Annotated in this window: 17 protein-coding genes; 7 read left to right on the top strand and 10 right to left on the bottom strand. The window is 67.7% G+C overall.

The window, feature by feature from the left end:
- Positions 1-77: 77 nt before the first annotated feature.
- Positions 78-1,472, bottom strand: coding sequence for an FAD-binding oxidoreductase (locus N7640_RS02460; RefSeq protein ID WP_220811326.1), 1,395 nt, complete (start codon positions 1,470-1,472; stop codon positions 78-80).
- 177 nt (positions 1,473-1,649) lie between these two features.
- Between N7640_RS02460 and serA the strand changes: the two genes are divergently transcribed.
- Entirely contained in the window at positions 1,650-2,879 is a 1,230-nt protein-coding gene (serA, locus tag N7640_RS02455; protein ID WP_220811327.1) for a phosphoglycerate dehydrogenase, read from the top strand.
- Positions 2,880-3,014: 135 nt separating this feature from the next.
- On the opposite strand, the gene ppx is transcribed toward serA, so the two are convergent.
- Entirely contained in the window at positions 3,015-4,514 is a 1,500-nt protein-coding gene (gene ppx, locus N7640_RS02450; RefSeq protein ID WP_279901570.1) for an exopolyphosphatase, read from the bottom strand.
- Between the two features lie 215 nt (positions 4,515-4,729).
- Here ppx and trxA point away from each other — a divergent pair, with 215 nt between their 5' ends.
- The 4 genes from trxA (at position 4,730) to N7640_RS02430 (ending at position 9,200) form a co-directional block, all read left to right on the top strand.
- The gene (gene trxA / locus N7640_RS02445) at positions 4,730-5,056 is read left to right on the top strand and encodes a thioredoxin TrxA (protein ID WP_220811329.1); all 327 of its coding nucleotides are present in this window, start codon (positions 4,730-4,732) and stop codon (positions 5,054-5,056) included.
- Positions 5,057-5,293: 237 nt separating this feature from the next.
- Positions 5,294-6,553 (top strand): transcription termination factor Rho, encoded by a 1,260-nt coding sequence (rho, locus tag N7640_RS02440; RefSeq protein WP_220811330.1) that lies wholly within the window; start codon positions 5,294-5,296, stop codon positions 6,551-6,553.
- Positions 6,554-6,664: 111 nt separating this feature from the next.
- On the top strand, positions 6,665-8,131 hold the full coding sequence (gene ubiD / locus N7640_RS02435; protein ID WP_279901571.1) for a 4-hydroxy-3-polyprenylbenzoate decarboxylase: 1,467 nt from the start codon (positions 6,665-6,667) through the stop codon (positions 8,129-8,131).
- Positions 8,132-8,231: 100 nt separating this feature from the next.
- Complete coding sequence (locus tag N7640_RS02430) at positions 8,232-9,200, top strand: CDP-6-deoxy-delta-3,4-glucoseen reductase (protein ID WP_279901572.1); 969 nt, start codon at positions 8,232-8,234, stop codon at positions 9,198-9,200.
- A gap of 33 nt (positions 9,201-9,233) precedes the next feature.
- On the opposite strand, the gene N7640_RS02425 is transcribed toward N7640_RS02430, so the two are convergent.
- Positions 9,234-10,703 (bottom strand): tyrosinase family protein, encoded by a 1,470-nt coding sequence (locus tag N7640_RS02425; protein ID WP_279901573.1) that lies wholly within the window; start codon positions 10,701-10,703, stop codon positions 9,234-9,236.
- 160 nt (positions 10,704-10,863) lie between these two features.
- The gene (locus N7640_RS02420) at positions 10,864-11,844 is read right to left on the bottom strand and encodes an NADPH:quinone oxidoreductase family protein (protein WP_220811334.1); all 981 of its coding nucleotides are present in this window, start codon (positions 11,842-11,844) and stop codon (positions 10,864-10,866) included.
- Between the two features lie 158 nt (positions 11,845-12,002).
- Between N7640_RS02420 and N7640_RS02415 the strand changes: the two genes are divergently transcribed.
- Positions 12,003-12,410, top strand: a complete 408-nt coding sequence (locus tag N7640_RS02415; protein WP_279901574.1) for a flagellar basal body-associated protein FliL — start codon at positions 12,003-12,005, stop codon at positions 12,408-12,410.
- A 78-nt stretch (positions 12,411-12,488) separates the two neighbouring features.
- Here the strand turns inward: N7640_RS02415 and N7640_RS02410 are convergent, their stop codons facing one another.
- The 5 genes from N7640_RS02410 to N7640_RS02390 all read right to left on the bottom strand — a co-directional run bounded on the left by N7640_RS02410 (position 12,489) and on the right by N7640_RS02390 (position 19,833).
- Positions 12,489-13,613: an ABC transporter permease gene (locus tag N7640_RS02410; protein WP_220811336.1), complete on the bottom strand. Its 1,125-nt coding sequence runs from the start codon at positions 13,611-13,613 to the stop codon at positions 12,489-12,491.
- Complete coding sequence (rbbA, locus tag N7640_RS02405) at positions 13,613-16,318, bottom strand: ribosome-associated ATPase/putative transporter RbbA (RefSeq protein ID WP_279901575.1); 2,706 nt, start codon at positions 16,316-16,318, stop codon at positions 13,613-13,615. Before rbbA ends, N7640_RS02410 begins: the two co-directional genes overlap by 1 nt.
- A complete protein-coding gene (locus N7640_RS02400; protein WP_279901576.1) occupies positions 16,315-17,382 on the bottom strand; it encodes an HlyD family efflux transporter periplasmic adaptor subunit in 1,068 nt (355 codons plus the stop codon). The genes rbbA and N7640_RS02400 overlap by 4 nt, the downstream gene beginning before the upstream one ends.
- Before the next feature lie 88 nt (positions 17,383-17,470).
- A complete protein-coding gene (locus N7640_RS02395) occupies positions 17,471-19,333 on the bottom strand; it encodes a diguanylate cyclase (RefSeq protein ID WP_279901577.1) in 1,863 nt (620 codons plus the stop codon).
- Positions 19,334-19,383: 50 nt separating this feature from the next.
- On the bottom strand, positions 19,384-19,833 hold the full coding sequence (locus N7640_RS02390; protein ID WP_220811340.1) for an EVE domain-containing protein: 450 nt from the start codon (positions 19,831-19,833) through the stop codon (positions 19,384-19,386).
- 203 nt (positions 19,834-20,036) lie between these two features.
- On the opposite strand from N7640_RS02390, the gene N7640_RS02385 reads away from it, so the two are divergent.
- A complete protein-coding gene (locus N7640_RS02385) occupies positions 20,037-20,165 on the top strand; it encodes a hypothetical protein (protein WP_262880323.1) in 129 nt (42 codons plus the stop codon).
- 46 nt (positions 20,166-20,211) lie between these two features.
- Here the strand turns inward: N7640_RS02385 and N7640_RS02380 are convergent, their stop codons facing one another.
- Positions 20,212-20,811, bottom strand: a complete 600-nt coding sequence (locus N7640_RS02380) for a 5-formyltetrahydrofolate cyclo-ligase (RefSeq protein ID WP_279901578.1) — start codon at positions 20,809-20,811, stop codon at positions 20,212-20,214.
- Positions 20,812-20,813: the final 2 nt, after the last annotated feature.

Genomic DNA, 20,813 nt, shown 5'->3' with positions numbered 1-20,813 from the left:
TGTTCCAAATCGCTCCGAGCCGCCTATGGCGCCCTCACCCCCGGCCCCTCTCCCGAGGGGAGAGGGGAGTCGAGGCTTCAAACCGGGAAGATCTTGCCCGGGTTCATGATGCCATTCGGATCGAACACGGCCTTGATCGCCTTCATGTAGCCGATCTCCGCCTCCGAGCGGCTGTAGTGCAGGTAGTCGCGCTTGGTCATGCCCACGCCGTGTTCGGCGCTGATCGAGCCGTTGTACTTCTGCACGGTCTCGAACACCCACTGGTTGACCACCGCGCACTTGGCGAAGAACTCGTCCTTGGACAGGTTGTCCGGCTTGAGGATGTTCAGGTGCAGGTTGCCGTCGCCGATATGGCCGAACCACACCACCTCGAAGTCCGGGTAGTTGGCCTCGACGATGCGGTCGATGTCGTGGAGGAAGGCCGGCACCTGGCCGACGGTGACCGAGATGTCGTTCTTGTACGGCGTCCAGTGGCTGATGGTCTCGGAGATGTACTCGCGCAGCTTCCACAGGTTCTCCAGCTGCTGCTGGCTCTGGCTCATCACGCCATCGACCACCCAGCCCTGCTCGACGCAGTGCTCGAAGGTGGCCAGGGCCTGCTCGGCGACTTCCTCGGTGGTGGCCTCGAACTCCAGCAGGGCGTAGAACGGGCAGTCGGTCTCGAAGGCCGGCGGCACGTCGCCTCGGGCCATGATCTTGGCCAGGGCCTTGTCGGAGAAGAACTCGAAGGCGGTCAGGTCGAGCTTGTTCTGGAAGGCGTGCAGCACCGGCATGATCGAGTCGAAGTCCGGGGTGCCGAGGACCATCGCGGTGAGGTTCTTCGGCGCGCGCTCCAGGCGCATGGTCGCTTCCACCACGAAGCCCAGGGTGCCTTCGGCGCCGATGAACAGCTGGCGCATGTCGTAGCCGGTGGCGTTCTTGATCAGGTCGCGGTTCAGCTCCAGCAGCTCGCCGGTGCCGGTCACCACCTTGAGGCCGGCCACCCAGTTGCGCGTCATGCCGTAGCGGATCACCTTGATGCCGCCGGCGTTGGTGCCGATGTTGCCGCCCAGCTGGCTGGAGCCGGAGGAGGCGAAGTCCACCGGGTAGTACAGGCCCTTCTCCTCGGCGAACAGCTGCAGCTGCTTGGTCACCACGCCCGGCTGGCAGACCACGGTGCGGTCGTACTCGTTGAAGGCGAGGACCTGGTTCATGTAGTCGAACGCCACCACCACCTCGCCGTTGGCCGCGACGGCGGCGGCGGACAGGCCGGTGCGGCCGCCCGAGGGCACCAGGGCGACCTTGTGCTGGTTGGCCCAGCGCACGATGGCCTGCACCTGCTCGACGGTCTTGGGGAAGACGATGGCGCTGGGCGCCGGGGCGAAATGCTTGGTCCAATCCTTGCCATAGGCGTTGAGGGAGTCGGCGTCGGTCAGCACCTTGCCGGCCTCTACCAGGGTCTTCAGCTCGTCGATCAGGGCGGGATTGGTCATCTGGGAACTCTCAAGCTGTTCATGGTCACCCTGAGAACGCTTCATCGGTCAGGGGTGGGCGTTTCGCGGGGTCCGTATGCTAGCATACGCACCCCGCCAATCGTGCCCCCGAGCCGATCCGCGGGGTCGGCCGCGGCCGATTTCCCTGACACTTTTTGTGGGACAACAGGTACTCCGATGAGCAAGACCTCTCTCGACAAGGGCAAGATCAAGTTCCTTCTGCTGGAAGGCGTGCACCAGAACGCCGTCGACACCCTGAAGGCCGCTGGCTACACCAACATCGAGTACCTCAAGGGCGCCCTGTCCGGCGACGAGCTGAAGGCCAAGATCGCCGATGCTCACTTCATCGGCATCCGCTCGCGCACCCAGCTGACCGAGGAAGTCTTCGACTGCGCCAAGAAGCTGGTCGCCGTCGGCTGCTTCTGCATCGGCACCAACCAGGTCAACCTGGACGCGGCCCGCGAGCGCGGCATCGCCGTGTTCAACGCACCCTATTCCAACACCCGCTCGGTGGCCGAGCTGGTGCTGGCCCAGGCCATCCTGCTGCTGCGCGGTATCCCGGAGAAGAACGCCTCCTGCCACCGTGGTGGCTGGATCAAGTCGGCGGCCAACTCCTTCGAGATCCGCGGCAAGAAGCTCGGCATCATCGGCTACGGCTCCATCGGCACCCAGCTCTCGGTGCTGGCCGAGGCCCTGGGCATGCAGGTGTTCTTCTACGACACGGTGACCAAGCTGCCGCTGGGCAACGCCACCCAGATCGGCAACCTGTACGATCTGCTGGGCCTGTGCGACATCGTGTCGCTGCATGTGCCCGAGCTGCCGTCCACCCAGTGGATGATCGGCGAGAAGGAAATCCGCGCCATGAAAAAGGGCGGCATCCTGATCAACGCCGCGCGTGGCACCGTGGTCGAACTGGACCACCTGGCCCAGGCGATCAAGGACGAGCACCTGATCGGCGCCGCCATCGACGTGTTCCCGGTCGAGCCGAAGTCCAACGACGAAGAGTTCGAGAGCCCGCTGCGTGGCCTGGACCGCGTGATCCTGACCCCGCACATCGGCGGCTCCACCGCCGAGGCCCAGGCCAACATCGGCCTGGAAGTGGCCGAGAAGCTGGTCAAGTACAGCGACAACGGCACTTCCGTCTCCTCCGTCAACTTCCCGGAAGTCGCCCTGCCGGCACACCCGGGCAAGCACCGCCTGCTGCACATCCACCAGAACGTGCCGGGCGTGATGAGCGAGATCAACACGGTGTTCGCCGAAAACGGCATCAACATCTCCGGCCAGTTCCTGCAGACCAACGACAAGGTCGGCTACGTGGTGATCGACGTCGACGCCGAGTACTCCGACCTGGCGCTGGAGAAGCTGCAGCACGTCACCGGCACCATCCGCAGCCGCGTCCTGTTCTGAGGCGCGTCGCCGCAATGAAAAAGGGAGGCTTCGGCCTCCCTTTTTCGTTGTGTCGTATGTCGCTGCGGTGCGCGCGGCGCACCCTCCGCTCGGCGTGTAGCCCGGATGAATCCGGGATTGCGGGCTCTTGGCCCGTCAGCGCACCGTCAGCGCGAAGCCGATGCGGGTCAGCCACTCGGCTTCCTGCTCGAAGTCAGCCTGGGTCAGCGGGTTGGCTTCCAGCCAGCCGCCGGGGAAGGTCAGGTCGAGGCTCTGCGGGCCGGCCTTGAGCTGCACCTTCGGCATGTCCTGGGTGCCGCGGATGTGATGGAAGAGGATGGCGAAGCGCAGCAGCACGCACAGGCGCAGCAGCTGCACGCCGTCCTCGCCGAACTCGGCGAAGCGGTCCTTGGGGATGTTGCGGCGGTGGCCGCGGACCAGCAGCGCCAGCATCAGCTGGTCGCGCCGGGAGAAGCCGGCCAGGTCGGAGTGCTCGATCAGGTAGGCGCCGTGCTTGTGGTACTGGTAGTGGGCGATGTCCAGGCCGATCTCGTGCACCCGCGCGCCCCATTGCAGCAGGTCGCTGTGCCAGTCCTCGTCCAGCTGCCAGGTGTCGGCGACCTTGCCCAGCGCCTGCAGGGCCTTGGCCTCGACCCGCGCCGCCTGCTGCAGGTCGACGTGGTAGCGCTCCATCAGCGCGCCCAGGGTGCGTTCGCGCACGTCCTCGTGGTGGTGGCGGCCGAGCAGGTCGTAGAGCACGCCTTCGCGCAACGCGCCTTCCGAATGATCGATGCGCTGCAGTTCGAGGGCATCGAACACGGCCTCGGCGATGGCCAGGCCGGCCGGGAAGATCTGCCGGCGATCGGGCTTGATGCCGTCGATCTCCAGCTTGTCGGCCTCGCCCAGCTTGAACACCTTGCGCTTGAGCCAGGCCAGGCCCTCGGGATTGATCTCGCCGTTGCCCAGTTCGCCGGCCTTGATCGCCAGGCCGATGGCGCGGATGGTGCCGGACGCGCCCACCGCTTCCTGCCAGCCCAGGCGATGCAGGCCCTGCTCGATGCTCATCAGTTCCAGGCGCGCGGCGGTGTAGGCCTGTGCATAGCGCGCCGGGGTGATCTTGCCGTCCTTGAAGTAGCGCTGGGTGTAGCTGACGCAGCCCGTCTGCAGGCTCTCGCGCAACAGCGGCTCGAAGCGCTGGCCGACGATGAATTCGGTGCTGCCGCCGCCGATGTCCACCACCAGGCGCTTGCCGGGAGTGTCGGCGATGGTGTGCGACACGCCGAGATAGATCAGGCGCGCTTCCTCGCGCCCGGAAATCACTTCCACCTGATGGCCGAGCAGCTCGTCGGCGCGGCGGATGAACTCGGCGCGGTTGCGTGCCTCGCGCAGAGCGTTGGTGCCGACGATGCGCACGGCGCCCTGGGGCAGGTGCTGGATCAACTGGCCGAAGCGGCGCAGGCAATCGAGGCCGCGCTGCATGGCTTCCTCGCTGAGCTGGCGCTCCTCGTTGAGGCCGGCGGCCAGCTGCACCTTCTCGCCGAGCCGCTCGAGGATGCGGATCTCGCCATGATCGGCCTTGGCCAGCACCATGTGGAAACTGTTGGAGCCCAGGTCGATGGCTGCAATCAGGGGGTACTGCTTGGAGGTGTTGGGCATGAGGGATTCCTTGAGGAAACGCTGGCATCCTGCCACGACCAGGCAGGCGCTCCAATGGTTCGCATGTTAACCGCCCGAGGCCTCGATGCCGTATTCTTTCATCAGCTTTTACCCTGGGATCGATAGCCAGGCTCAATGGCCTGCGGCTTTCGACTCGGGGCGAGGCGGGCTATCATGGCCGCCAATTTTTCCGCTTCCGACCACGGAGACTGTGCATGAGCGAATTCATCACCAACGTCAGCGACACCAGCTTCGAAGACGATGTGATCAAGGCCGAAGGTCCGGTCCTGGTCGACTACTGGGCCGAATGGTGCGGCCCGTGCAAGATGATCGCCCCGGTCCTGGACGAGATCGCCCAGACCTACGCCGGCAAGCTGAAGATCTGCAAGCTGAACATCGACGAGAACCAGGAAACCCCGCCGAAGTACGGCGTGCGCGGCATCCCGACCCTGATGCTGTTCAAGAACGGCAACGTCGAGGCCACCAAGGTCGGCGCCCTGTCCAAGTCGCAGCTGGCCGCCTTCCTCGACGCCAATATCTGAGGCGTTCGCCGCTGTAGCAGAAGCCCCGCACATTGCGGGGCTTTTTCTTTGGACGCAGGCTGGACGCCACGATAAACGCGGTGTTACATTCGGGCCTGCGCCGGGTTCCCCGCCGCCCTCCAAGCCGTCGCCGATGCACTCCTCCCGATAATATCGAGCGATCCAGTCGCCCTCTCGCGGCGCGGCCAGCAAAGCCACAGGCTTTCCTTCCTTCTCTCATCTATCTACGTCATTCCTATGAATCTGACCGAACTCAAGCAAAAGCCGATTGCCGAACTGCTGGACATGGCCGACCAGGCTGGTCTGGAAAACATGGCCCGTTCGCGCAAGCAGGACATCATCTTCGCCCTGCTCAAGAAGCACGCGAAAAGCGGCGAAGAGATCTCCGGCGACGGCGTGCTGGAGATTCTCCAGGACGGCTTCGGCTTCCTGCGCTCCGCGGACTCCTCCTACCTGGCCGGCCCGGACGACATCTACGTCTCGCCCAGCCAGATCCGCCGCTTCAACCTGCGTACCGGCGACACCATCATCGGCAAGATCCGCCCGCCGAAAGAGGGCGAGCGCTACTTCGCCCTGCTCAAGGTCGACACCATCAACTTCGACCGTCCGGAAAACGCCAAGAACAAGATCCTGTTCGAGAACCTGACGCCCCTGTTCCCGACCAAGCGCCTGACCATGGAGGCCGGCAACGGCTCCAAGGAAGACCTCACTGGCCGCGTGATCGACCTCTGTGCACCGATCGGCAAGGGCCAGCGCGGCCTGATCGTCGCCCCGCCGAAGGCGGGCAAGACCATCATGCTGCAGAACATCGCGGCCAACATCACCCGCAACAACCCCGAGTGCTACCTGATCGTCCTGCTGATCGACGAGCGCCCGGAAGAAGTGACCGAGATGCAGCGCACCGTGCGCGGCGAAGTGGTCGCCTCGACCTTCGACGAGCCGCCGACCCGCCACGTGCAGGTTGCCGAGATGGTGATCGAGAAGGCCAAGCGCCTGGTCGAGCACAAGAAGGACGTGGTCATCCTGCTCGACTCCATCACCCGCCTGGCGCGTGCCTACAACACCGTGATCCCGAGCTCCGGCAAGGTCCTCACCGGTGGTGTCGACGCCCATGCCCTGGAGAAGCCCAAGCGCTTCTTCGGCGCCGCCCGTAACATCGAGGAAGGCGGCTCGCTGACCATCATCGCCACCGCGCTGGTCGAGACCGGCTCGAAGATGGACGAGGTGATCTACGAGGAATTCAAGGGCACCGGCAACATGGAGCTGCCGCTGGACCGCCGCATCGCCGAGAAGCGCGTGTTCCCGGCCATCAACATCAACAAGTCCGGCACCCGCCGCGAGGAGTTGCTGACCGGCGAGGAAGAGCTGCAGCGCATGTGGATCCTGCGCAAGCTGCTGCACCCGATGGACGAGATCGCCGCCATCGAGTTCCTCACCGACAAGCTGAAGGACACCAAGACCAACGAGGAATTCTTCTTGTCGATGAAGCGCAAGTAGGCACGAATCGTTGCACGCGAGGCCGGGGAAACCCGGCCTTTGCATGTGCGCAGCCTTCTGAATAACCCAGTTCGGCGCTAAACTTTGCGCCCCGACCTGTGAGGCCCAAGCATGCAGTATCGCGACCTGCGCGACTTCATCCGCGAGCTGGAAAAGCGCGGCGAACTCAAGCGCATCCAGGCGCCGGTATCGCCGGTGCTGGAAATGACCGAAATCTGCGACCGCACCCTGCGCAAGGGCGGCCCGGCGCTGCTGTTCGAGAAGCCCACGGGCTTCGACGTGCCGGTGCTCGGCAACCTGTTCGGCACGCCCAAGCGCGTGGCGCTGGGCATGGGGGCAGAGGATGTGGGCGAGCTGCGCGAGATCGGCAAGCTGCTGGCCTTCCTCAAGGAGCCCGAGCCGCCCAAGGGTCTCAAGGACGCCTGGAGCAAGCTGCCGATCTACAAGAAGGTCATCAGCATGGCGCCCAAGGTGCTCAAGGATGCGCCGTGCCACGAGGTGATCGAGGAGGGCGAGGCCGTCGACCTCGGCAAGCTGCCGATCCAGCACTGCTGGCCGGGCGACGTGGCGCCGCTGATCACCTGGGGCCTGACCATCACCAAAGGCCCTAACAAGGAGCGGCAGAACCTCGGCATCTACCGCCAGCAGGTGATCGGCCGCAACAAGGTGATCATGCGCTGGCTCAGCCACCGCGGCGGCGCGCTGGACTACCGCGAGTGGTGCCAGAAGCACCCGGACAAGCCCTACCCGGTGTGCGTGGCCCTGGGCGCCGACCCGGCCACCATCCTCGGCGCCGTGACGCCGGTGCCGGACACCCTCTCCGAATACGCCTTTGCAGGGCTCTTGCGCGGCCACCGCACCGAACTGATCAAGGCCATCGGCTCGGACCTGCAGGTGCCGGCCAGCGCCGAGATCGTCCTCGAAGGCGTGATCCATCCGGGCGAGACCGCGCCGGAAGGCCCCTACGGCGACCATACCGGCTACTACAACGAGGTCGACACCTTCCCGGTGTTCACTGTCGAGCGCATCACCCGCCGCCGCGATCCGATCTACCACAGCACCTACACCGGCCGCCCGCCGGATGAACCGGCGATCCTCGGCGTGGCGCTGAACGAGGTGTTCGTGCCGATCCTGCAGAAGCAGTTCCCGGAGATCACCGACTTCTATCTGCCGCCGGAAGGCTGCTCCTACCGCATGGCGGTGGTGACCATGAAGAAGCAGTACCCGGGCCACGCCAAGCGGGTGATGCTCGGCGTGTGGAGCTTCCTGCGCCAGTTCATGTACACCAAGTTCGTCATCGTCACCGACGACGATGTGAACGCGCGCGACTGGAGCGACGTGATCTGGGCCATCACCACGCGCATGGACCCCAAGCGCGATACGGTGATGATCGACAACACGCCGATCGACTACCTCGACTTCGCCTCGCCGGTGTCCGGCCTGGGCTCGAAGATGGGCCTGGACGCCACCCATAAGTGGCCGGGCGAGACCAGCCGCGAGTGGGGCAGGGTGATCGAGAAGGACCCGGCCGTGGTCGCACGAGTCGACGAGCTGTGGGCGCAACTGGGGATCGACTGATGAAGCGCCTGTGGGAGCGGCCTTGGCCGCGAACGGAACAGCGCAGAGGCATCGCGGCCAAGACGGAGTGCCGCCTAGTCGCTCTAACGGGGGCCGTGGCATGAAGGTCACCCTGCAGCCCTCCGGCGCCGTGCTCGACGTACACGGCGGCGAGCGCATCCTCGACGCCGCGCGGCGCCTGGGCTACGAGTGCCCGCAGAGCTGCCGCAACGGCAACTGCCACATCTGCGCGGCATTGCTGGTGGAAGGCCGGGTGCGCCAGGACGGCGCCGAACTGGACCACGGCGAGCTGTTCACCTGCCTGGCCGAGCCGCTGGAGGACTGCGTGCTGCACTGGGACGGCGTGCTCGCCCCCGGTGAGTTGCCGGTGCGCACCTTCGGCTGCCAGGTGCTCGACCTAGCCGATCTGGGCGGCGACGTCTGCCGCGTGCGCCTGCGCGCGCCGGCCGGCAAGCCGCCGCGCTACCACGCCGGGCAGTACCTGCTGCTGCAGCGCGACGACGGCGAGTGGGCGGCCTTCTCCCTGGCTTCGGCGCCGCACGAGGGGCGCGATCTGGAGCTGCATATCCTGACGCGCGAGGACGCCCCACGCCAACTGGTGGAACAACTGCGCCGCACGCGCCTGGCGCGGGTGCAGATGCCGTTCGGCGACACCCACCTGGCCGAGCTGCCGGAAGGGCCGCTGGTGCTGCTCGCCGCCGGCACCGGCATGGCGCAGATGCACAGCCTGATCGAGCACTGCCGGGCCACCGGCTTCACCCATCCGCTGCACCTGTACTGGGGCGTGCGCCAACCGGAAGACTTCTACCATTTGGACCACTGGCGCGCCTGGGAAAACCAGCCCGGCCTGCACCTGCACCGGGTGGTCAGCGACGCCTGCACCGGCGACAGCCGCTGCGGCATGCTGCACGAGGCGGTGTGCCAGGACTTCGCCGACCTCAAGTCCCTGCACGTCTACGCCAGCGGCTCGCCGGGAATGGTCTACGGCACCCTGGACGCCCTGGTGGACGCCGGCATGGACGCCCACCAGATGCGCGCTGACGTGTTCGCCTACGCGCCCCGCTCCTGACCGGGCCGCCCCAGGGCGGCCCGGCAGGTTGCCTCAGTAGCGCAGCAGGCTGATGTCGTCGATGCGGATCTCGTCGCTGCGATCGCCCTGGCTCTTCACCCGCAGGCCGTACTGCCCGTCGGCCGGTAGCTCGTCGGTCACGTCGAACAGGAACGACGACTTCAGCCGTGCCGGTTCGGCCGCGTGATCGGCGTGTGAAAGCTCCGCGCCGCCATGGCTGCTGGCGTGGTGCGCGGCGCCGAAGAAGGTCAGATAGCCGGCCAGCCGTTCGCCGCCCTGGCTGTCGGTGATCAGCACCTCGTAGGCGCCGTCGGGCTCCTCGGTGAAGGACACGACCATCTGCAGGACCAGTGCCGAGGCGTCGCTCGTCAGCACCTTGGGCGCGGACTTGCTGGTCTGGGGCGGGGGCGCCAGGTCGAGGCTCAGGCCTTGCAGGGCCTGGCGCGGGGCGGACTGCCAGAGGCGCTGCGGCTGCTGGCGTTCATTGGCCTGCAGCAGCTCTTCGCTCGCGCTGCTGCCGAGCGCGGCCACCGGGCTGCCGAGCTGATCGTAGACGTAGTTGGGGCTGAAGGCGGCCTGGTAGGCCTGCGCGACGCTGTATTCGACGCGCTGGCCGTTGGCGTCGAAGAACTGGTAGGGCCAGGGCACGGCCTGCAGCTCGGCCAGCGAGGGGCGTCGCCCGTTCGGCGAGCGTTCCCACTTCTGCCACAGGTAGTCGATGTTGGCGTGGTGCAGCCAGAACACCGGGTCGAATCCGGCCGAGGGCACCTCGCCCATCAGGCCGGCGTGGGCCTTGTCGCGGTAGATCGAGTTCCACATGGTCAGGTCGTTGGAGACGCCGCCGATGTAATTGTGCATCGCGCCGTGCGGGGCGCGGTCGATCTGGTTGCTGAAGACGCTGAAGACCCGGCTCTGGAACAGGCTGGTCACGTCCAGCAGCTTGTCCATGTTGGCGATGGGTGTGTTCTGGATCGGCTGGCCGGCGTTCAGGCTGGGCAGGCGTTCGGCGCTGAACAGACTTGAGTCGGGCCGGCGGATGGGCTCGGGCATCACCCGATAGGCGCTGTTGGTGTAGTCCCAGTAGGGCAGGGCGAAGTCGCGCTTGCCGGAGAGCTGGCGCACCATGGCCTCGAAATGCTGGATGTACAGGCGGTGCCAGAGCAGGAAGTGGATCTCCGAGCCGTCCTGGTGGGTGCAGGTGTTCCACCCCCACTTGAGCTGGCCGATGTTGGTATAGGAAGGGCAGAGCGGGTTGTCGCCATCGGGGATGGTCGGCGGAATGGCGTGGGTGGCGCCCTGGTAGTACCAGCTGCGCGGGTCGGCGCAGCCCAGGGCGCGCATCTTCTGCAGGGCGGTCTGCAGCGCCATCAGGTCGGGCAGGGCCGCGGCGGTGCTGGCGTTCTTGCGAACGAAGGGCGGGGTGTTGGTCGCGGTTTCGGCCTGGGCCTGGCTGGCGATAAGCAAGGAGGCGCCGAGGAGGGCGCCGAGAGCGGCATGCTGCATATGTTCGTCCCTGTATGCGGATCGACGGGAAAGGCCTTGGGGCCTTTGCGAGGTGGCGTCGGGCCGGCGCCATCCGGCTCCGGGGCAGGCATCCGTGCCCGCGCTGGTGGAGGAGTCTAGCAGTGAATCGCGGATGCGCCGCACAGGGCGGCGCAGTGCTTCAGCGGACGAGCACGACCACCTTGCCCACGGCCTTGCGCTGGCCCAGGGCGTCGATGGCTTCGCCGCCGCGCGCCAGCGGGAAGGTCTGGGACACCAGCGGCTTGAGCTTGCCCTCGGCGTGCCAGGCGAACAGCTGCTCGAAATTGGCTGCGTTGTCCTGCGGCTGGCGCTGGGCGAAGGAGCCCCAGAACACGCCGATCAGCGCCGCGCCCTTGAGCAGCGGCAGGTTGGCCGGCAGGGCCGGGATGCCGCCGCCGGCGGCGAAGCCGACCACCAGGAAGCGGCCGTTCCAGGCGATGGAGCGGAAGGCCTCCTCGAAAAGATCGCCCCCGACCGGGTCGTAGATCACGTCCACGCCTTGGCCGCCGGTGAGTTTCTTCACTTCTTCCTTGAGGCTCTGCTCGCTGTAGTTGATCAGGTGGTCGGCGCCGGCGTTGCGCGCCACTTCCAGCTTCTCGGCGGTGCTCGCCGCGGCGATCACCTTGGCGCCCATGGCCTTGCCGATCTCCACCGCCGCCAGGCCGACGCCACCGGAGGCGCCGAGCACCAGCAGGGTCTCGCCCGGCTGCAGGTTGGCGCGCTGCTTCAGCGCGTGCATCGAGGTGCCGTAGGTCATGCCGAAGGCGGCGGCGCTGGTCAGCTCCATGCTCTTCGGCACGGGCAGCACGTTGTAGGCGGGTACCGCCACTTCCTCGGCGAAGCCGCCCCAGCCGGTCAGCGCCATGACCCGGTCGCCCGGCTTGAGGTGGGTGATCTTCTCGCCGACCGCCTTGACCACGCCGGCGGCCTCGCCACCCGGGGCGAACGGGAACGGCGGCTTGAACTGGTACTTGCCCTCGATGATCAGGGTATCGGGGAAGTTGACCCCGGCGGCGTGCACTTCGATCAGCACCTCGTTCTTCTTGGGTTCGGGGCTGGGCAGGTCTTCCAGGACCAGGCTGGAGGCCGGGCCGAAGGCTTTGCAGAGCAGGGCTTTCATCGCACTTTCCTCGGGTTCGTGACTGTCCGGCAGTGTAGGCGGCGGGTCGCGAGGGTCAACGAGCATGGCCGCATCTGATGGCGCCCCATAAGCACCGGGCTTGGGCGCGGGGGCGGCTATGGCTATGCTAGGCGGCATCCGCCTTCGAGGAGTCGTCCGTGAAAAACTGCATCGCGTTGCTGCTGGCCCTGATCCTGCCCTGCGCCGCCCTGGCCAACAGCGGCGGCGGCGAGGAGAACGCCGCGCCCAAGGTCGCCTACTACAACCTGGTGCCGGCCCTGGTGGGCAATTTCGGCGCCGGGCCCAAGCTCAAGTTCTACAAGGCCGACATCGCCCTGCGGGTGACCGGCAGCGAGGCCGAGGAGCGGGTCGAGCACCACGAGCCGCTGATCCGCAACCAGCTGGTGATGCTGTTCTCCCAGCAGACCGAGGCCAGCATGGCCGACGAGGCGGCCAAGGAGAAGCTGCGCCAGGACGCCCTCAAGCAGGTGCAGGAAGTGCTGACCCAGGAAGAAGGCAAGCCGATCGTCGAAGACCTGCTGTTCAACAACCTCATCGTTCAATAGCTGCAAGCTTTAAGCTACAAGCCACAAGTAGAAGCGGGTGCTCTCTTGCAGCTTGAGGCTTGTAGCTTGCTGCTGCCTTCAGGCCATCTGCGCCAGGGTCTTGCGGAAGCGCAGCAGGGCCGCGGTGAAGAACAGCGCGCCGATGCCGGCGATGGCCAGCAGCTGCGGCCAGACGATGGACAGCCCCGCGCCGCGGTAGAGGATGGCCTGGGCCAGCGCGACGAAGTGGGTGGTCGGCGCCGCCAGCATGATCTGCTGCACCAGCTCCGGCATGCTCTCGCGCGGCGTGGTGCCGCCGGAGAGGATCTGCAGCGGCAGCAGCACCAGGATGATCAGCAGGCCCAGCTGCGGCATCGAGCGCGCCACCGTGCCGAAGAAGATGCCCATCGAGGTGGTGGCGAACAGGTGCAGCGCCGCGCCCGCCAGGAACAGCGCCAGCGAACCCTCGATCGGCACCTGCAGCCAGCCCTGCACCACCAGCAGCAGCGACAGCGCCGCCGCCACCAGCACCACCAGGCCCATCGACCAGACCTTGGCCAGCATGATCTCCAGCGGTGTCACCGGCATCACCAGCAGGTGCTCCACCGTGCCGTGCTCGCGCTCGCGGATCAGCGCCGCGCCGGTGAGGATGATCGACAGCATGGTGATCTGGTTGATTACCTCCATCACCGAGCCGAACCAGGCGCGCGTCAGATTGGGGTTGAAGGCGACCCGCACCGCCAGCTCCGCCGGCTGCTGCAGCTCGCCCCGGTAGCGGCGGACGAACTCGGCCACCTCGCTGGCGCCGATGCTCTGGATGTAGCCGGCGCCGGTGAAGGCCATGCTCACCTGGGTGGCGTCGACGTTGAGCTGGATCGCCGGGCTGCGCCCGGCCAGCACGTCGCGCTGGAAGTCCGGCGGGATGTTGAGGGTGAAGGTGTAGCGGCCGGAGTCCATGCCGCGGTCCATCTGGCTCAGGTCGATGCGTTCCGGGGGCCGGAAGTAGGGCGCCTGGAAGGCCTGGACCAGGCGCTCGGAGAGCTGCGACTGGTCCTCGTCGACCACCGCGATGGCGGCGTTGTGCAGGCTCTCCGGCATGCTGGTGGCGGAGGAATATACGCCCAGGCTGAAGGCCCAGAGGATCAGCACCACCAGCGCCAGGTCGTGCTGCAGGCTGCGCAGTTCCTTGACGCCGAGGTGGAGGATATTGGCCAGGCGTTCCATCACACCTCCTGTTTGCGCAGCAGGCTGGCGCTGAGCAGGGTCAGCAGCGGCACGGTCAGCGCCAGGGCGAGGAAGTAGCCGGCCAGGTCCTGCAGTTCGAGGGCCTTGGAGAAGATGCCGCGGCTGATCACCAGGAACTGCGAGGTCGGGTAGACCTGGCCGATCAGCGCGCCGAAGCCTTCCAGCGAGGCCACCGGGTAGATCAGCCCGGAGAACTGCACGGCCGGCAGCAGGGTGGCGATGGCGGTGCCGAACACGGCGGCGATCTGGCTCTTGGTGAAGGTCGACATGAGCAGGCCCAGGCCCGTGGCGCAGGCGACGTAGAGCAGGGCGCCGAGGCCGAGGGTCAGCCTGCTGCCCTTGAGCGGCACGTCGAACACGGTGATCGCCAGCAGCACCAGCAGGGCGCAGTTGAACAGGCCCAGGGCGATGTAGGGCAGCTGCTTGCCGAGGAGGAACTCCAGCCGCGTCACCGGGGTGACGTAGAGGTTGGTGATCGAGCCCAGCTCCTTCTCGCGCACCACGCCGAGGGCGGTGAGCATCGCGGGAATCAGCATCAGCAGCAGCGGGATCACCGCCGGCACCATGGCCTTGAGGCTCTCCACGTCCGGGTTGTAGCGGTAGCGCACTTCCAGCTCGGCGGCGCCGGCCGCCTGGGGCTGCGGCGAGCGCCGCGCCAGTTCGGCCAGGTAGTGCTGGTGCAGGCCGGTGACGTAGCCCTTGATGGTCTCGGCGCGGGTCGGCATGGCGCCGTCGATCCACATGCCGATCTGCGGGCTGGCGCCGCGCTTGAGGTCGCGGCCGAAGTGCGGCGGTATCTCCACCGCCAGGCTGATGTCGCCGTTGCGCAGGCGTCGCTCCAGGTCGGTGTAGTCGGTGAGCGGCGGCTTCTCCAGGAAGTAGCGCGAGCCGGACAGGTTCAGGTGATACTCCTGGCTGGTGGTGGTGCGGTCGCGGTCGAGCACGGCGAAGGTCAGGTCCTCCACGTCCAGGCTGATGCCGTAGCCGATGATGAACAGCAGCAGCACCGTGCCGAGCAGGGCCATGCCGCCGCGGATCGGGTCGCGGCGCAGCTCCAGCGACTCGCGCCGGGCATAGCTCAGCAGCCGGCGCGGACTGAAGCGCTGGCGTTGCGGCGGCGGCGCCTGTTCCAGCGGCGGCGCCTCGCTGACCGGCTGCTCGCCGACCGCCTCCTGCAGGTAGGCGATGAAGGTGGCTTCCAGGCTGTCCAGCCCGCGCTTGTCCATCAGCCCCTGGGGCGTGTCGCTGTCCAGCACCTTGCCGGCGTGCATCAGCGAGATGCGGTCGCAGCGCTGCGCCTCGTTCATGAAGTGGGTGGAGATGAAGATGGTCACCCCGTCGTTGCGCGACAGGTCGAGCATCAGCTGCCAGAAGCCGTCGCGCGCCACCGGATCGACCCCCGAGGTGGGTTCGTCGAGGATCAGGATTTCCGGCTGGTGGATCACCGCCACGGCCAGCGACAGGCGTTGGCGGATGCCCAGCGGCAGGCGCTCGGGGAGCATGTCCATGACCGCGCCGAGGTCGAAGCGCGCGGCCATCTGCGCCACCCGCGGCTCGATGTCGGCGGCCGGCACGTGGAACAGCTGGGCGTGCAGCACCAGGTTCTGTCGCACCGTCAGCTCGCCGTACAGGGAAAACGCCTGGGACATGTAGCCGACCCGCTTGCGAGTGGCCATGTCCTTCGGGTCCACCGCCTGGCCGAACAGCAGCGCCTCGCCCTCGCTGGCCGGCAGCAGGCCGGTGAGCATCTTCATGGTGGTGCTCTTGCCGCAGCCGTTGGAGCCGAGGAAGCCGAAGATCTCGCCGCGGCGGATGCGGAACGACACCCGCTCCACCGCCACGAAGTCGCCGAAGCGCATGGTCAGGTCGCGGGCCTCGATGGCGATCTCGCTGCTGTCGTGCAGCGGCGGGATCACCACCTCGCGGTGGCCGCGCCGGCGCTCCTCCGGCAGCAGGGCGATGAAGGCCTGCTCCAGGCTGTCGCAGCCGGTGCGCTGGCGCAGCTCGGCCGGGCTGCCGGTGGCCAGCACACGGCCGGCGTCCATCGCCACCAGGTGGTCGAAGCGCTCCGCTTCCTCCATGTAGGCGGTGGCCACCAGCACGCTCATCTGCGGGCGCTGGCTACGGATGCGGCCGATCAGGTCCCAGAACTGGTTGCGCGACAGCGGGTCGACGCCGGTGGTGGGCTCGTCGAGGATCAGCAGGTCGGGGTCGTGGATCAGCGCGCAGCACAGGCCGAGCTTCTGCTTCATGCCGCCGGACAGCTTGCCCGCCGGCCGCTCGCGGAACGCCGCCATGCCGGTGCTGCGCAGCAGGTCGTCGATGCGCCGCTCGCGCTCGGCGGCGCCCTGGCCGAACAGGCGGCCGAAGAAGTCGAGGTTCTCGAACACCGACAGGGTCGGATAGAGGTTCCTGCCCAGGCCCTGGGGCATGTAGGCGATGTGCGGGCAGACCTCGCGGCGGTGGCGACGGCTGGCCATGTTGCCGCCGAGCACCTCGACCGTGCCGTGCTGGATCTGCCGGGCGCCGGCGACCAGCGCCAGCAGGCTGGACTTGCCGACCCCGTCCGGGCCGATCAGCCCGACCATGCGTCGCGCCGGCAGCTCCAGGTCGATCCGTTCGAGCGCCTTGGTCTGGCCGTAGTCGAGGCCGACGCCGGCGAGCCGGGCGACCACCTCGTTCATTGCGGGACCTTGATCGTCAGGTGCTCGGGCCATTCGGCCTCAGGGTCGAGACGCAGGTAGGCCATGCCCGGCACGCCGATCTTCACCTGCTGCAGGTGCTTCTGCAGCAACCCGGGGTCGATGCGCGCCTTGACCCGGAACATCAGCTTCTCGCGCTCGCTGGCCGTCTCCACCGTCTTCGGGGTGAACTGGGCGACGCTGGCGACGTAGCTGACCTTGGCCGGAATCACGTACTGCGGCGCGGCGTCGATCACCAGGCGCACCTCGCTGTCGAGCGCCACCAGGCCGGCCTGGCGCTCGGGCAGGAAGAAGGTCATGTAGACGTCGGTGAGGTCGACCAGGTTGAGCACCTTGCCACCAGCGCCGAGCACTTCGCCGGGCTGGGCGACGCGGTACTGCACGCGGCCGGCGCGCGGCGCCTTGAGCCGGCTGTCGTCGAGGTCCGCCTGCAGGCGATCGACGCTGGCGCGGGCGGCCTCCACGGCGGACTCCGCCTCGATCGCCTGGGACTGGGCGGCGGCGATGCCGGCGGCGGCGGAGCTGACCTGGGCGCGGGCCGCGGCCAGCGCCGCCTCGGCGCTCTGCAGGCGGGCCAGGTCGTCGTCCAGCTGCTGCTGGGCCATGGCGTTGCGCTTGACCAGGGTGACGCTGCGGGCGTGGCGCTTGCGGGCCGCGTCCAGCTCGGCCTGGCGCTGGCGCACCACGGCCTCGGCGGTGAGCTTCTCGCTCTCGCGCAGGCTGATCTGGCTGGTGGCGGTGATGCGGCCGTTCTCGGCCTGCTTCAGTTGCGCCCTGGCCTGGGCCAGCTGGGCCTCCAGCACCTGGGTGTCCATCTGCGCGAGGACCTGCCCGGGCTGGACGAAGTCGCCTTCGTCGACCTCGATGGCGGCGATGCGCCCGGCCAGCTTGGTGGCGACATCCACCTCGGTGGCCTCGATCCGTCCGTTGCCGCTGGCGAAGTCCTCGCCCAGCCCTTGCGGGCGAAGTTGCCACCAGGCCGCGGCGACCAGCAGGGCCAGGCCGGCGGCGATCAGGTAGGGCAGGGGACGTTGCGTTTTGTTCATCTCGGCTTCCCTTCTGCGAGCCCCGTCGAGGGGATGGTTAGCAGGCTTCCATTCTCTGCCGGTCGTGGTTGCGGCAACGTGACTCAGGTCAAGCGGATGGCCTGCCGTGGGTGGCGAAAGTGGCGTTCCAGACGCAGGTACGGTTGCGCCCGTCGTGCTTGGCACGGTACAGCGCCTGGTCGCTGCGCGCCACCAGCGCGCCCGGGTGCTCCTCGGTTATCGGCTCGGCCACGGCCAGGCCGATGCTCAGGGTCAGCCGCCCCTCGGGGCTCGCTGGATGGGTGATGGCCAGCGCGGCGATCAGCGCATGGACCCGTGCGGCCACATGCTCGCCGCCTTCCAGGCCGGTGTTGGCGAGGATGATGGCGAATTCTTCGCCGCCGTAGCGGCAGGCGACATCGCCCTCGCGTTGCAGGCTGTTCTGCAGGACCTCGCCCACCTGGCGCAGGGCATCGTCGCCGGCCAGGTGGCCGAGGCTGTCGTTGAACGCCTTGAAGTGGTCGATATCCAGCATCAGCAGCGCCAGCGGCGCGTCGATCCGGCGCAGGCGGCGCCATTCGCCCTGTAGCTGCTGGTCGAAGAAGCGCCGGTTGTACAGGCCGGTCAGGCCGTCCAGGTGCGACAGGCGTTGCAGGCGGGCCTCCAGTTCCAGGCGCTCGCTGTTGTCGCGGGACACGGCGATCAGGTATTCGCGCTCGCCCTGCTGCACCAGCTGGGTGTTGATCTCCGCCGGCTGGCGGCTGCCGTCCTGGCGGTACAGCTCGCGCCGGAAGATGCGCGACTGGTTGTCCTGGCGCGCCGCGCGCACCTCCTCCAGCCAGTCGTGGAAGCCCGGCAGCAGGCGCTCGGGGTCGTCGCGCAGGAGCCGGGCGAACTGCTCGGCGGGGTAGCCCAGGCCGGCGTGGGTGGCGCGGTTCATGTGCAGCAGCTCGCGGCTGCGGGTATCGAAGATGAACAGGCTGTCGTGGCTGGAGTCGGTCAGGTCGAGCACCAGTTGCAGGCGCTCGCGGCTGTCGCGCAGGCGGCGCTCGGTCTCCTCGCGGCGCGCGGCTTCCTCGTGCAGGCGGCGGTTGGCCATCTGCATGGCGCTGGCGCGGCGCATGTTCTCCAGCGCCAGCGCCAGGGCGGCGACCAGCAGCAGGCTGATGGCCAGGCCGGCGCCCAGGACCACCTCCGGCAGCGGCGTGTCCAGGCTCTGCAGCAGGCTCGCGGTGGGACTCAGCTGTAGGCTGAAGGAGCCGTTGTTGAGCAGGTGCAGGCCCACCTCGCGGGCCATCTGCAACTGGGTGTCGGGGTGCTCGTAGCTGTACAGGCTGCGCTGGTTCTCCAGCAGCCGCACGCTGAAGCTGCCCCGGTCGAGCTGGGCCAGCAGCTCGTCCATCAGCGGCTCGACGCGGAACACGCCCTGCAGGAAGCCGTCGAACTCGCGCTTGCCCGTGCCGTCCTGCAGGTACAGCGGGGTGTAGAGGATGAAGCCGAGGCCGCCCTGGACCAGCGGGAAGCTGTTGGAGAAGCGCTGTTCGCCGGTCTGCCTGGCCTGCATCGCCAGCGGGTAGTTGGGGTGGTCCGGGGTCAGGCGGAAATTGACCGCCGCCTCGTTGCCGAGCAGGGGCAGCAGCCAGCGTATCCGCAGGTCGGCGCCGGTCCACTGGACCGACTGGTAGGCGGGGAAGTCGGCCAGCGCCAGCTCCGCCTCCTGTTCCCAGCTCTCCCGTGGCAGGCGCCCCAGGCTGTTCCACAGGCGGGCGATGCGGCCGAGGCTTTCCACCTCGGTATGCAGGGTGGCTTCCAGACGGCGCGCGAGGGTGCGTGCCTCGTAGTCCACCCTTTCGTTCACGCGTGCCTGCTGGGCCTGTTCCAGTTGGCGCCAGAGCATGATGCTGGCCATGTTCAGCGCCAGGAATACGAGGACCAGCGCCAGGCGCGCCGGCCAGACGGGACTCACGCGCATGGTCGGCTCCGCAGGCTATGTCATGGTGATAGCACAGCGCCGATGGCGACTCAACGCATGGCGAGGATGGCCTGCCACTGGGCGTCGCTCACCGGCATCACCGACAGGCGGCTGCCGCGTTGCACCAGGGCCAGTTCGGCCAGGGCGGGGTTGTCGCGCAGGCGCGCCAGCGGCAGCACCTGGGGGAAGGCCTCGACGAACTCCACGTCCAGCGCGCTCCAGGGATTCTTCTCGGCGCTGGCCTTGGGGTCATGGTAGTGGCTGCCCGGGTCCAGCGCGGTGGGGTCCGGGTAGACCGGCCCGGCGATGCGGGCGATCCCGGCGATGCCTGGCTCGGGGCAGCTGGAGTGATAGAAGAAGAACAGCTCGCCCGCCTGCATGCTGCGCATGAAGTTGCGCGCCTGGTAGTTGCGCACTCCGTCCCAGCGGGCTCGGCCGAGCTTCTGCAGGTGGTGGATGGACAGCTCGTCGGGTTCCGATTTCATCAGCCAGTAAGGCATGAACTTTGCTCCTGTGTGCCGGTCCTTTCGCGGGCGCCGTCGCCGGGCCCGCGGTCGACTGCCGGACGGCCGAAAAGAATGTGTGGATCGCGCCTTGATCGGATTCGCTTCGAGGTGCAGGCTAGGCGCCCTCGTCGCGGCCAACAACACAACGACCGCCGCCGGTAACGAGCAGCAACACGCCTACAGGGGGAGGCAACTCGATGAAACGCAAACCGGATCTGTTGTGGGTACTGGTCATCCTGTTCGGCCTGGGCATGGTAACCACAGGTTACACCCAGGGTCTGTGGGACCGTCAGGGTAACCCGCCGGCCACCGAGCAACAGCCCTGATCCACAGCCCGCATCGCCGCAGGGAACGCGGCGCCTTCACCGCCTCTCAGCCGTACCACCGCAGATCGGTCACCACCGCACCGAGCCTGACGTCCCAACTGGCCAAGGCCAGCCTGTCCACCCGCTGACACTCGTGCGCAACGCCCAGAAGCGTCGGTTTGTGCCATTTTTTGCGCCTCTGCAGGTAAGCCAGGCTGCGGTCGTAGAAGCCTCCGCCCATCCCCAGTCGTCCGCCGTACGCGTCGAAGCCCACCAGTGGCAGCAGGATCAGGTCCAGCGCCCAGGCCTTGCGCTGGCGCGCCCGCCGGATGGCCGGCTCCTCGATGCGGAAGCGGTTGCGCACCAGCGCCTCGCCCGGCTGCACCCGCTGGAAGTGCATGTGGGTACGTGGCCAGGGGCCGAGCACGGGCAGGTAGGTGGCCTTGCCACGGCGCTGCGCTGCGCGCAGCAGCGGGCGCGGGTCGATCTCGCCGTCGTTGGGCAGGTACAGGGCGATGTGGCGGGCGCGGCGGAACAGCGGATGCTGCGCCAGCTGGCGATAGAGGCCGCGGGCGGCGCGTCGTTGTTGCAGGGGTGGGAGGTTGCGGCGAGCCTGGCGGAGCTGGCGGCGTAGCGCCGCGCGTGAAAGGTCACCAGCCAGGATCATGG

Source organism: Pseudomonas sp. GD04015, from assembly GCF_029837675.1.
Lineage (GTDB): Bacteria > Pseudomonadota > Gammaproteobacteria > Pseudomonadales > Pseudomonadaceae > Aquipseudomonas > Aquipseudomonas paralcaligenes.
Note: the sequence above shows the minus strand (reverse complement) of the source record. Positions and strands in the feature narration are given on the sequence as shown.

What these genes read in the sequence shown, in the direction of transcription:
- N7640_RS02460 (WP_220811326.1), bottom strand. Translation starts at nt 1,472, where the DNA reads ATGACCAATCCCGCCCTGATCGACGAGCTGAAGACCCTGGTAGAGGCC.
- serA (WP_220811327.1), top strand. Translation starts at nt 1,650, where the DNA reads ATGAGCAAGACCTCTCTCGACAAGGGCAAGATCAAGTTCCTTCTGCTG.
- ppx (WP_279901570.1), bottom strand. Translation starts at nt 4,514, where the DNA reads ATGCCCAACACCTCCAAGCAGTACCCCCTGATTGCAGCCATCGACCTG.
- trxA (WP_220811329.1), top strand. Translation starts at nt 4,730, where the DNA reads ATGAGCGAATTCATCACCAACGTCAGCGACACCAGCTTCGAAGACGAT.
- rho (WP_220811330.1), top strand. Translation starts at nt 5,294, where the DNA reads ATGAATCTGACCGAACTCAAGCAAAAGCCGATTGCCGAACTGCTGGAC.
- ubiD (WP_279901571.1), top strand. Translation starts at nt 6,665, where the DNA reads ATGCAGTATCGCGACCTGCGCGACTTCATCCGCGAGCTGGAAAAGCGC.
- N7640_RS02430 (WP_279901572.1), top strand. Translation starts at nt 8,232, where the DNA reads ATGAAGGTCACCCTGCAGCCCTCCGGCGCCGTGCTCGACGTACACGGC.
- N7640_RS02425 (WP_279901573.1), bottom strand. Translation starts at nt 10,703, where the DNA reads ATGCAGCATGCCGCTCTCGGCGCCCTCCTCGGCGCCTCCTTGCTTATC.
- N7640_RS02420 (WP_220811334.1), bottom strand. Translation starts at nt 11,844, where the DNA reads ATGAAAGCCCTGCTCTGCAAAGCCTTCGGCCCGGCCTCCAGCCTGGTC.
- N7640_RS02410 (WP_220811336.1), bottom strand. Translation starts at nt 13,613, where the DNA reads ATGGAACGCCTGGCCAATATCCTCCACCTCGGCGTCAAGGAACTGCGC.
- rbbA (WP_279901575.1), bottom strand. Translation starts at nt 16,318, where the DNA reads ATGAACGAGGTGGTCGCCCGGCTCGCCGGCGTCGGCCTCGACTACGGC.
- N7640_RS02400 (WP_279901576.1), bottom strand. Translation starts at nt 17,382, where the DNA reads ATGAACAAAACGCAACGTCCCCTGCCCTACCTGATCGCCGCCGGCCTG.
- N7640_RS02395 (WP_279901577.1), bottom strand. Translation starts at nt 19,333, where the DNA reads ATGCGCGTGAGTCCCGTCTGGCCGGCGCGCCTGGCGCTGGTCCTCGTA.
- N7640_RS02390 (WP_220811340.1), bottom strand. Translation starts at nt 19,833, where the DNA reads ATGCCTTACTGGCTGATGAAATCGGAACCCGACGAGCTGTCCATCCAC.
- N7640_RS02385 (WP_262880323.1), top strand. Translation starts at nt 20,037, where the DNA reads ATGAAACGCAAACCGGATCTGTTGTGGGTACTGGTCATCCTGTTCGGC.
- N7640_RS02380 (WP_279901578.1), bottom strand. Translation starts at nt 20,811, where the DNA reads ATGATCCTGGCTGGTGACCTTTCACGCGCGGCGCTACGCCGCCAGCTC.